Genomic DNA, 9,899 nt, shown 5'->3' on the forward strand with positions numbered 1-9,899 from the left:
CATTTAAGAATGTACATTTTTGCTATTCTTCCTCTTGATCGGTATATTTTTTTAAGCGATAAGATTTTCCTGTGATATTTACCACATGTGCATGATGTAACACTCGGTCAAGAATCGCATTTGCGATTACTGGATCAAAAAATACATCATCCCATGAATTAAAGTTGATATTTGTGGTAATGATCGTACTCCTTTTTTCATATCGTTTATCAATCAGTTGGAAAAACAGCTTTGCATCATCTTTTTCAATCGGAAGATATCCAAGCTCATCAATGATCAGCATCTTATATTTATAAAAGTGTTTTAATCTTGCTTCCAGACGATTCTCCAGTTTTGCTTTTTTTAGCTGCATGATCAGATCATGACATTTAATAAAATATGTACTGTAACGTTTTTTTGCTGCAGTTACTCCAATCGCAGTGGCAAGATGAGTCTTACCTACTCCACTAGGACCTAAAAACACGATGTTTTCAGCATTTTCCAGAAATCTTAAAGTTGCAAAATCCTTGATCTCTTCCGGATTGACAGATGGCTGAAATTCAAAATCAAAGTCACGGATCCCTTTTTGATTAGGAAAAGCTCCGACTTTTACCATGGAACGGATCATGTTTGCTTCTTTAAAATCAATCTCATAATTCGTTAGTTTACAGAGACCTTCCGTAAATGATAATGGTGACGAAGTGATCAGATCGATCACTTCATCAAGATGAAGATCCATCTGATTCAATTTCAGATACTCAAGGTTTTTCTTTAATTGTACATATGTGCTATTCATTTTTAAACATTGCTCCTATCTGTGTCAGGTTTTCTTTTGCGATCTTTTCAATATCCATTGTCTGCTCTTTGAACGTCTGTTTACTGATAGCAATATAATGATCGTGTGTATCATTGAGTTTTTTGCACTGATCGGATGTATCACGATCAGTTCTGTGTTATAATACACATACAGATAATTATCATATACCTGTAATAACAGACGTTTTCCAAGATATTTTGGTGGTACGGAATATTGATTGGAACGATAAGTGATCATACAGGATGAATTCACTTTTACAGTTGTATGGGTCATCTGATAAGGCTTTCTTATCACATTGCGTGGAAGTGGTGATAAGTGAGCCTTTTCTTAGCAAAGATATTTGATCAACAAGGTTGTATAGCATATCGATGTAAAACATTAAACGAAGCAAGATGTTTACCGGGAACATTGCAGGCATTATGTAAAGAAGGTGTTCAAATAGTTATTTTGGATAATCCAGAGATATATTCGGAATATGCGCCATATCAATACATTGATAATATGAAAGAATTTATAGATCGTGTTTATATGCTGAATCGGTTTTCAAAAAATATGCATTGATCTATATAATATTGAACTTATCTTAAAGAGAGGAAATAGATTATGGGAAAACAAGAAAACATAAAAATATTTGAAGACACAGAAAAGTTATGTAAAACGAATTCAAACTTAAAACAATCAATCAAAAATTCAATACATAACCAAAAACTAATTCTGCAAAATCAAAAAATAAATAGTAATAATCAGAAACGATATGAAAAACCTGCAAACATCATCGTATCAAAAAAGAGAACATTGCAGGCAGCATCAGCATATAAAAACACTAAAACGGCTGTACATAATTTTGCTTCTGCAACTAATCCAGGTGGTGGAGTAAAAAGAGGATCTAATGCACAAGAAGAATGTCTGTGCAGATGTTCAGGATTATATTTTTGCCTGAGTACACAAACAATGTGGGACGGATTCTATTCTCCACACAGACAAGCACATAATCCAATTTATAATGATGATATCATTTATACACCTGCAGTCAAAGTATTTAAAACAGATACTGCACAACCAGAGATCATGAATGCATCTGATTGGTATGATGTGGATGTAATCACATGTGCAGCTCCGAATCTAAGAGTGCAAAATAATTATAATGGCAAATCATCATATAATAATGTGAAGAAGATGACAAATGAGGAATTGTTAAAATTACATGAAAAGCGATTAAAAAGAATTTTAGATATAGCACTTTCAGAAAATAATGAAACGATAATTCTTGGGGCATTTGGATGTGGTGCATTTAAAAATGATCCACAGATTGTTGCTCAGGCAGCAAAAAATGTAATTCGAGAATACTTATATAGTTTCAAAAATATTGAATTTGCGGTATATTGTTCTCCAAGAGATGATCGAAATTATAGAATTTTTGATAGAGTTTTGAAGAAATAGTGGGCATAGACATTCAGTCGTTCTAGATTTAGGAGGTAAAATAAAATGGGTTTAATCGAAGTTGCCAGTGCAAAATCAGTTTGGCGAGGAATGGAATACTATGAAAATAAAAAGGTACGTTCCTGGGAAAAGTCAGGAAGTGAAACTTATGACGGAGTAGTTGCAGGAAGTGATGAAAATAACTATATTGTACATATAGATAAAGCCCATCCAAAGAAATCTACCTGTAATTGTCTATTTGCAAAAGGAAGACGTGTTGTTTGTAAGCATATGATCGCACTGTTATTTACTGCTGAGCCTAAAGCAGCAGAGGACTTTTTACAACAAGTAGAAGAATGGGAGAAAGAGGAAGAGGAAAGAGAACAGTTGCATTATAAAGAACTTCGTAAATATGTAAATAGTCTTTCTAAAGCTGAATTACAAGAACGATTATATGACGCATTAGTGGAACTGGAAGATACAAGAAATAGATATTGGTGAAGTCAAACAATAAAAGACTTAATATTAAAATTTAAAGAGCCGGATGCTTATAGGGTATATGCATCTGGCTCTTTTTAGCGTTGATCAAAGTTAAAAAGAGCTGGGGTTTTTATAGAACACCTAATATTATAGAATGTAGATATAGAAATTGAGCATACAAAGAAAGAAGGGGCTATTATGAAAGATATAGGTTTTAAATTATGTATTATTTTATTCAGTATTGCATTAATTTTAAATGCTGTTAATTTTGTAATGAATTTAAATTCTTCGGATTCATATGATAGTTATGAAAGGGAGTATTCAACACAATCTCAATTTGATAATGATAACACAACACAGGAAAGCAGTCGTACATATTCAGATGATGATAACGATTACTACACGCCAGCCACTTCGAAAGATTCAGATCCATACGATGTAAATTATTATGAAAATGGAGATGATTTTGCGGAAGAATGGGCAGAGGAATTTGGAAGTGGTGATTCTGAGGATGGATATGAGGATGCTTATGATTACTGGGAAAGTGAGAGTGATGAAGGGGATTAATGGATATATAGAAGATTTAGAATTACAATAATTACGCGTATTTATGACAGATATCAAATGATGAATTAAGGAAATTATTAAGGAAAATAAGAAAGGAAGATATAAATGACAAGACAAAGAATAGCTATTTATCACAGAGTTATGAAAAGAGAAAATTTTGAAGTAGCTGCAAAAGATCTTTTTAGGTTATTAGTTAATGCACAAAAACAGTCACCTGATCAGCCGAGAGTATTATATGTAGACATAGATGGACATAGAAATAAGGCGGGTGGATTTGACAATGATATGTTTGAATTACAGGCACAGTTTGGAATGGGATTTTTAGCTCAGTATTTTGAAGAAGTTCATTTCCCTTTATATAGTATAAAAAATCCTAAACAACAAAATAATGATATTCCAGAAAGATTAGAAATAATAACGCCTACGAATAAATAGTATAAAATGAGGAGCAAAATATATTATGCCAGAAAAAGTAGTAAAAATTTGCCATACAATTATGGAAAATGATAGTTTTAAATCAGCAGCAAAAGATCTTTTAAAATTACTTTCAAATACACAAAAACAGAAACCCAATAAGCCAAGAATATTATATGTAAATATTAATGGACATAGAAATAAGGCAGGTGGATATGATCAAGAAATGTATAAACTACAAATGGAATATGGAAGGAAATTTCTGATTCAATTTTTTGAAGAGATACATTTTCCATTATATAGTATGAAAAATGTTAGTTATCAAAATAATGACATTCCAGAGAAATTAAAACTAGAAGTGAATGATGAAGAAGAGTAAACGCACAATAGCACGTACCTAGACAAACAAAAGATTATTTTTTCATGACCTCTTGTTTGTCTTTTTGATCTCTTTTGGTAACTTTTCTGACCATGGAAGTAAGTCGTCTAAAAATGAACGATCGGTATCTTCCATATGTTTTGGAATCTCTGTCAGCAAATGTTCAAAATATTCATATGGTTTCAGATCATTTGCTTTGGCTGTTTCTGCAATGCTGTAGATGATCGCTGAATTCTCAGCTCCACGGATCGTATCGATCAATTGCCAGTTCTTTCTCCCGATACAGAATCCACGGATCGCACGTTCACTTGCATTGTTATCCATCGGCACTTCCCCATTTTCTAGAAATACCCGCAGATACTTTTCCTGATTTAACAGATATGTCACTGCTCTGGCAAGTTTTCCCTGTGTCCCGACCGGAACCTGATGCTGTTTTGCGTATGCAAACAAAGCATCTACCAGTGTCTTTTCAGCACTATGATATACCTGATATCCGTCTGTTACACAGATCCCTTCATAATCTTTCAGAAATCTTACAGGATGTGATGCATTTCTTGTCTTCTGATATTCGTAAAGTACGATATGATGTTCCTCGATCTCAACTTTTGCCGGAACAAAACAATACTGTCTGGATATCATATCCGGCAGCTGTTTCCATCCGTTTTCTCCAAACTCATCTTCAAGTTCCTGTTCGCTCAGATAATGATCGATCCGTCTTACCGGCAGTCCTGAAAGATCCTGGTCCTTTTTTCCCTGTTTCCTTCTGGATCCTTTTTTTAGTTCCAGTTCCTCTGGTTCTTCCATATCAGGATCACTGACGGCTTCGGCTTCATTAAAAAATACGATCTTTCCATCGATCTCCATAAAGCTGATCTATGTCGTATCCTCCATACGTTCGGTAGATCTTCCAAAACGATGATGTTTTGCCAGAACCACCTGTTCCATAAGAAGCTGCATCTTCTGGTTCAGTGCATGGGTTTCCTTTGTCAGTTCTTCCATCTGATCCTGTAATCCGAGAAACAGTTCGATCAGGAGTGCCTTATCCATCTTATTCAGTTGATCTTCTGTATATTTAAATGCCATTCAGAGTTCTCCTTTTCTTACTCTGATTATAGCAGATACAGATGTTTTTTGCGAATCCTTAAGTTCCCTTCATTCGTCATTCTGACGGTGGATAACTCTATGAAAAAGTCAGAAACTACTGGCTTTTTCATACGGCTGTCCACAATATTGAAACAGATCTGATATTTTTTGACCAGAAAAATGCAGTATATCAGATCTTTGTGGATGATCTTTCTGTATAGATCTTTTTCTTTGCGTTTTATCCATAAAAACTTTTTGAAAGATCAGCAGATTGCACAAGAACTATAGTTCTGTCGGTGGATGTTTCATTTCTGTGATCGGACGTTTTGCGATCATTTCAAAGCCCTGCATCAGTCGCTCATACTCTTCCTGTGAGATCTCAACAGCTTCATCTGCGGACCGTGGCCAGTTAAACGCACCGATATTAAGTCTCTTGTACATTAAAAGAAATCCATCACCTTCCCAGAGCAGTGCCTTGATTCGGTCACTCCGTCTTCCACAGAAAAGAAACAGTGTATTCCGGTCAAATGGATCCAGATCGAACTGGAAACGGATGATCGCTGTCAGTCCGTCAATCCCACGTCTTAGATCTGTGTTATTCTAGTTCTGGAATAATACGGATTATCCAAGAAGAATTATTATTCAAGAAGAATGCTGCAACTACTTATAGCTACAGCATTCTTTCAAAAACTTCTCGAATAATTATTTATCTCTTTTTTAAAAACTCTGGGATATTATTTGTTGCTTTCTTTACATCAATTTTCTGATCATCACCAAACCATGTTTCATTCCATTCTTTCAATTTCTTATCAACGGTATCTTGCGACATTTCGGCATAAATCTGTGTTGTCTGAACCGAAACATGTCCTAATATATTTTTTATTGTTATTATATCAACTCCAGCTTCTAATAAATGACATGCTGTGCTATGTCTCATGGAATGTGGAGGATAACTATCCGCATGAAATAAAGATGGATTTTGATTCTTTGCCATAACAATATACTTTTTATAAATACCTTCTATACAGGATATCGTCATTTGTTCATGTGTTTGGCTAGAAAATATATGTTTTTCTGGATATTTTTCAATATGTCTGTGAACAATATATCTGTGTAAAGTATCTGCTAATCTCTTTGATATTCCAACCTGACGGTTTTTTGAGCTTTTCCCTATTAATGTAACAGATGTGGAACTATCATTCATACGAATATCCTTTACTTTTAAGTCACATATTTCCTGTGCTCTAGCACCAGTTGCTTAATTTAGGATAAATCTATAAATTCAACACATTCCTTTATATTTTTGTGCTATTAAAAAATACAAATTTCATATATACTTAAAGTACAAACAGAGAGGTGTTTCATGTATACCATATCAATACATTGATAATATAAAAGAATTAGCAAAGGAGGAAAACATTATGAGATATGAAATTTTAGGAGAAACGCTCCCAGTAGTTGTTTGCTATTTAGAATCTGGAGAGAGAATGGTTACAGAAGGTGGCGGAATGTCATGGATGTCTCCAAATATGAAAATGGAAACAACTTCAAATGGCGGAATAGGAAAGATGTTTGGAAGGACATTTTCGGGAGAAAAGATGTTCCAGAATGTTTATACAGCACAAGGTGGAGAAGCAATGATCGCTTTTGCTTCATGCTTTCCAGGATCTATCAAGGCATTTGAAATTGCACCAGGACAGGAAATGATATTACAAAAAAGTGCTTATCTTGCGGGTGAGAGAGGAGTTGAATTATCTGTATTCTTCAATAAAAAGATTGGTGCGGGATTATTTGGTGGAGAAGGATTTATCATGCAGAAAGCCTCTGGACATGGTATCATGTTTGCAGAATTTGATGGACATGTTGTGGAATATGAATTAGAAGCTGGACAGCAGATCGTAGTAGACACAGGACATTTAGCGGCAATGACAGCAAGTTGTACAATGGAGATCAAAAGCGTTCCTGGTGTGAAAAATATGTTGTTTGGAGGAGAGGGAGTATTTAACACAGTACTTATAGGACCTGGAAAGGTGTGGCTGCAAACGATGCCGATCAGTAATGTAGCTGGAGTATTAAGACCATATTTTCCAAGCTCTAGTAAATAGAATAACTACTTAACACAAAAAAAGAAATCACTATTTATCATATATTTGCTATAATAAAAGAAAAAACAGGAGTATTAGCAAAATGAATGAAAATAGAAAAATCGTTTTAGATACTTTAAATGAGCTGAATATAGAATATGAAATGTTCGAACATCAAGCTGTTTACACAGTGGATGAAATCGAAGATTCTGATCTGTGGAATCATGAAAACGGAATAGGAGCGAAAAATTTATTTTTAAGAGATGGCAGCGGAAAACATCATTTTCTTGTGATCATTCGAGAAGACAAGCAGGCAGATCTTAAGAAAGTAAGAGATGAGATTGGAAGTTCCAGACTTAGTTTTGCCTCAGCTGAGCGCTTAATGAAATATTTAAATATCGAACCAGGATCTGTTTCACCATTAGGCATTTTGAATGATAAAGAATGTGTGGTTCCAGTCTTTTTTGATGAAGATCTGAAGGAATATGAATATATTGCAGTCCATCCAAATGATAATACAGCAACGATCTGGATGAAACTTGCGGATCTTTTGGATGTCATAAAGATGCATGGAAATAAAGTGAAATTTATCAATGTGTAGTAAAATTTATAGAAATCAACAATTTTTTCAGGAGATGTGCTATGAAGAAAAAAATATGGGATCTATATGCACCGATTTATGAGAAAGCTATGAGGGCAGATCGTAAATGTTATAAATTTATGTATTATCGGATCAAAAGCCAGATTGTAGGAAAAGAAGTCTTAGAAATTGCGACAGGTCCTGGATTATTGGCCAAACATGTAGCGCCAGCTGCAAAACGAATGATTGCTACAGATTACTCAGAAGGTATGATCAAAGAAGCAAAGAAAGGAAGATATCCAGAAAATCTGTTTTTTGAAGTTGTGGATGCAAAACATCTTCCATATAAAGATAATTCATTTGACGTGGTAATCATTGCAAATGCATTGCATGTGATGTCAGAACCAGAAAAAGCATTGAAAGAAATAGAGCGTGTATTACGAAAAGATGGATTGTTGATCGCTCCCAATTTTGTATCACACAACAAAGGAATCATCAGTCGAATATGGTCCAACATTCTAAAATTAGCAGGAATTAAATTCGAACATCAGTGGAATGGAAAGGAATATATCATATGGCTTAAGAAAAATGGCTGGAAGATTTTACATAACAAACTTTTACCGGCGAGGATTTCTTTGATGTATGTAGAGTGTATAAAAAATTAGAAGCTCAAAATGAGGAAATATTTAATGCAGAAACAGATAGAATATAACTATAAAAAATATATTATATGGAGTAAAATATGACAGATATCGAAGAACAGTTTAATTTAATCGCAAAGAAATATGATGAAAATCGTAGAAAATTTATTCCTTGTTTTGATGATTATTATGAATCTACGACAAAGTTGATTCTTTCTAATATAGATTCTCCAAAAAGAGTTCTCGATTTAGGTGCAGGAACAGGATTACTTACATATTATTGGTTCAAAGAATATAAAACTGCAGATTATGTGCTTGTAGACATTGCAGATGAAATGTTAAATGTTTCCAGAAAGCGGTTCGCAGGATTAGAAAATATTCAGCATGAGATTTTAGATTATACAAAACAACTTCCAAAAGGAGAGTTTGATACGATCATATCTGCATTATCAATTCATCATTTAGATGAGGGACAGAAGACAGATTTATTTGAAAGAATTTATGAGAAACTTGATAAAGAATGTTCGGTTGAAGAAGAAATAGAGATGCTGAAAAAATGTGGATTTTCAGATGTAAAATGCTTGTATTCTTATCATAAATTTTCGGTGATTGTGGCTGTGAAAATAAAATAAACGAGTATAAATATAAAGTCATTGCATTCATTTATTTCATGAATATTAGCAATGGCTTTTTCGTTGTTGTGAGATGAAGACTGTGATAAAATATTCAAAAATAGGGTGAGTTAACAACGTTGATGCAAAGTAAAGTAAAAGAAGGGTGTTGATCGAAAAGTTATGAAAACGATAACAAAATATTTTAGAGATGCATTATTAGCAAGTTTGCAGCCAACGATAGACTACAAAAATGATAAATATGATACTATCACAGCTGAAGAAATTGAAAATGGAATAATTGAAAATCTTGAAAGCTTAAAAATACTTTCTGGGGTGGAATTCAAAGCTAATGAAGAAAAAGAATTAATAATTGCATTAAAAACTTTAAAAACAAAGTATTTATCAGGACAAGCAATAGAAAATAATATTGAGGAGATGACCTCTGTATTTTTTATGCCAGTAAAAATGAATGTCAAAGGAGAATTAGCACCACCAGATGATAAATATCCATGGATACCAAGAGAATATCTTGATCCAATGGTAGAACCTCAAATAGCAGTAGGAAAAGAGAAAGATTATGATGTTTTTCTGGAAAACTCAATAGATAAGAAGAATCAAATAGAGCTATGGTCTGATTATTTGGAATATTCAAAAGAAATGTATGAAGCGGTTACACATAGTAAATTTTCAGATATTTATATAGGCGAAAATAGAATAGAAACAGATGGAAAATTTTATATATTTTTTGATGATATTGTGAATGCTACTATTCATTTAAAGCAAGTATATAATGACTTATTAGAATAAGATGATAAAAATTTAAAGTTATATTCAAAAATGAC

The 9,899-nt window shown here is 33.5% G+C and carries 13 protein-coding genes and 3 pseudogenes; 11 read left to right on the plus strand and 5 right to left on the minus strand.

Features of this window, described 5'->3' with window-relative positions:
- Positions 1-22 precede the first annotated feature (22 nt).
- Complete coding sequence (gene istB, locus KE503_RS13540; protein ID WP_212385552.1) at positions 23-775, minus strand: IS21-like element helper ATPase IstB; 753 nt, start codon at positions 773-775, stop codon at positions 23-25.
- A 24-nt stretch (positions 776-799) separates the two neighbouring features.
- Complete coding sequence (locus KE503_RS13545; RefSeq protein WP_212385555.1) at positions 800-1,069, minus strand: Mu transposase domain-containing protein; 270 nt, start codon at positions 1,067-1,069, stop codon at positions 800-802.
- Between the two features lie 42 nt (positions 1,070-1,111).
- Here KE503_RS13545 and KE503_RS15010 point away from each other — a divergent pair, with 42 nt between their 5' ends.
- The 6 genes from KE503_RS15010 to KE503_RS13570 all read left to right on the plus strand — a co-directional run bounded on the left by KE503_RS15010 (position 1,112) and on the right by KE503_RS13570 (position 4,055).
- Complete coding sequence (locus KE503_RS15010) at positions 1,112-1,357, plus strand: DUF6718 family protein (RefSeq protein WP_334300463.1); 246 nt, start codon at positions 1,112-1,114, stop codon at positions 1,355-1,357.
- Positions 1,358-1,399: 42 nt separating this feature from the next.
- On the plus strand, positions 1,400-2,236 hold the full coding sequence (locus KE503_RS13550) for a TIGR02452 family protein (protein ID WP_212385557.1): 837 nt from the start codon (positions 1,400-1,402) through the stop codon (positions 2,234-2,236).
- Between the two features lie 45 nt (positions 2,237-2,281).
- Positions 2,282-2,716 carry an SWIM zinc finger family protein gene (locus KE503_RS13555; protein ID WP_212385559.1) on the plus strand — a complete coding sequence of 145 codons (435 nt, stop codon included), beginning with the start codon at positions 2,282-2,284 and terminating at the stop codon, positions 2,714-2,716.
- Positions 2,717-2,893: 177 nt separating this feature from the next.
- Positions 2,894-3,262, plus strand: coding sequence for a hypothetical protein (locus KE503_RS13560; RefSeq protein WP_212385561.1), 369 nt, complete (start codon positions 2,894-2,896; stop codon positions 3,260-3,262).
- Positions 3,263-3,367: 105 nt separating this feature from the next.
- Positions 3,368-3,697 carry a hypothetical protein gene (locus KE503_RS13565; RefSeq protein ID WP_212385562.1) on the plus strand — a complete coding sequence of 110 codons (330 nt, stop codon included), beginning with the start codon at positions 3,368-3,370 and terminating at the stop codon, positions 3,695-3,697.
- 25 nt (positions 3,698-3,722) lie between these two features.
- A complete protein-coding gene (locus tag KE503_RS13570) occupies positions 3,723-4,055 on the plus strand; it encodes a hypothetical protein (RefSeq protein WP_212385563.1) in 333 nt (110 codons plus the stop codon).
- A gap of 42 nt (positions 4,056-4,097) precedes the next feature.
- On the opposite strand, the pseudogene KE503_RS13575 reads toward KE503_RS13570, so the two are convergent.
- The 3 pseudogenes from KE503_RS13575 to KE503_RS13585 form a co-directional block, all read right to left on the minus strand.
- Positions 4,098-5,138 (minus strand): annotated as a pseudogene (locus KE503_RS13575) (IS66 family transposase).
- A gap of 282 nt (positions 5,139-5,420) precedes the next feature.
- Positions 5,421-5,723: pseudogene (tnpB, locus tag KE503_RS13580) on the minus strand (IS66 family insertion sequence element accessory protein TnpB); the annotation flags it as partial.
- A gap of 121 nt (positions 5,724-5,844) precedes the next feature.
- Positions 5,845-6,384, minus strand: a pseudogene (locus KE503_RS13585) (tyrosine-type recombinase/integrase); the annotation flags it as partial.
- A gap of 175 nt (positions 6,385-6,559) precedes the next feature.
- On the opposite strand from KE503_RS13585, the gene KE503_RS13590 reads away from it, so the two are divergent.
- The 5 genes from KE503_RS13590 to KE503_RS13610 all read left to right on the plus strand — a co-directional run bounded on the left by KE503_RS13590 (position 6,560) and on the right by KE503_RS13610 (position 9,864).
- Positions 6,560-7,243, plus strand: a complete 684-nt coding sequence (locus KE503_RS13590; RefSeq protein ID WP_212385564.1) for a TIGR00266 family protein — start codon at positions 6,560-6,562, stop codon at positions 7,241-7,243.
- Between the two features lie 82 nt (positions 7,244-7,325).
- On the plus strand, positions 7,326-7,823 hold the full coding sequence (locus tag KE503_RS13595; RefSeq protein ID WP_249183077.1) for a prolyl-tRNA synthetase associated domain-containing protein: 498 nt from the start codon (positions 7,326-7,328) through the stop codon (positions 7,821-7,823).
- A gap of 41 nt (positions 7,824-7,864) precedes the next feature.
- Positions 7,865-8,467 carry a class I SAM-dependent methyltransferase gene (locus tag KE503_RS13600; RefSeq protein WP_212385565.1) on the plus strand — a complete coding sequence of 201 codons (603 nt, stop codon included), beginning with the start codon at positions 7,865-7,867 and terminating at the stop codon, positions 8,465-8,467.
- A gap of 77 nt (positions 8,468-8,544) precedes the next feature.
- Complete coding sequence (locus KE503_RS13605; protein WP_212385566.1) at positions 8,545-9,075, plus strand: class I SAM-dependent methyltransferase; 531 nt, start codon at positions 8,545-8,547, stop codon at positions 9,073-9,075.
- Positions 9,076-9,237: 162 nt separating this feature from the next.
- Positions 9,238-9,864 (plus strand): hypothetical protein, encoded by a 627-nt coding sequence (locus KE503_RS13610; RefSeq protein WP_212385568.1) that lies wholly within the window; start codon positions 9,238-9,240, stop codon positions 9,862-9,864.
- The last annotated feature ends 35 nt before the right edge of the window (positions 9,865-9,899 follow it).

The sequence above is a fragment of the Anaerostipes sp. Marseille-Q3525 genome (assembly GCF_018223505.1).
Lineage (GTDB): Bacteria > Bacillota > Clostridia > Lachnospirales > Lachnospiraceae > Anaerostipes > Anaerostipes amylophilus.

Coding starts and splice junctions, on each gene's coding strand:
- istB (WP_212385552.1), bottom strand. CDS start 775: ATGAATAGCACATATGTACAATTAAAGAAAAACCTTGAGTATCTGAAA.
- KE503_RS13545 (WP_212385555.1), bottom strand. CDS start 1,069: ATGACCCATACAACTGTAAAAGTGAATTCATCCTGTATGATCACTTAT.
- KE503_RS13550 (WP_212385557.1), top strand. CDS start 1,400: ATGGGAAAACAAGAAAACATAAAAATATTTGAAGACACAGAAAAGTTA.
- KE503_RS13555 (WP_212385559.1), top strand. CDS start 2,282: ATGGGTTTAATCGAAGTTGCCAGTGCAAAATCAGTTTGGCGAGGAATG.
- KE503_RS13560 (WP_212385561.1), top strand. CDS start 2,894: ATGAAAGATATAGGTTTTAAATTATGTATTATTTTATTCAGTATTGCA.
- KE503_RS13565 (WP_212385562.1), top strand. CDS start 3,368: ATGACAAGACAAAGAATAGCTATTTATCACAGAGTTATGAAAAGAGAA.
- KE503_RS13570 (WP_212385563.1), top strand. CDS start 3,723: ATGCCAGAAAAAGTAGTAAAAATTTGCCATACAATTATGGAAAATGAT.
- KE503_RS13590 (WP_212385564.1), top strand. CDS start 6,560: ATGAGATATGAAATTTTAGGAGAAACGCTCCCAGTAGTTGTTTGCTAT.
- KE503_RS13595 (WP_249183077.1), top strand. CDS start 7,326: ATGAATGAAAATAGAAAAATCGTTTTAGATACTTTAAATGAGCTGAAT.
- KE503_RS13600 (WP_212385565.1), top strand. CDS start 7,865: ATGAAGAAAAAAATATGGGATCTATATGCACCGATTTATGAGAAAGCT.
- KE503_RS13605 (WP_212385566.1), top strand. CDS start 8,545: ATGACAGATATCGAAGAACAGTTTAATTTAATCGCAAAGAAATATGAT.
- KE503_RS13610 (WP_212385568.1), top strand. CDS start 9,238: ATGAAAACGATAACAAAATATTTTAGAGATGCATTATTAGCAAGTTTG.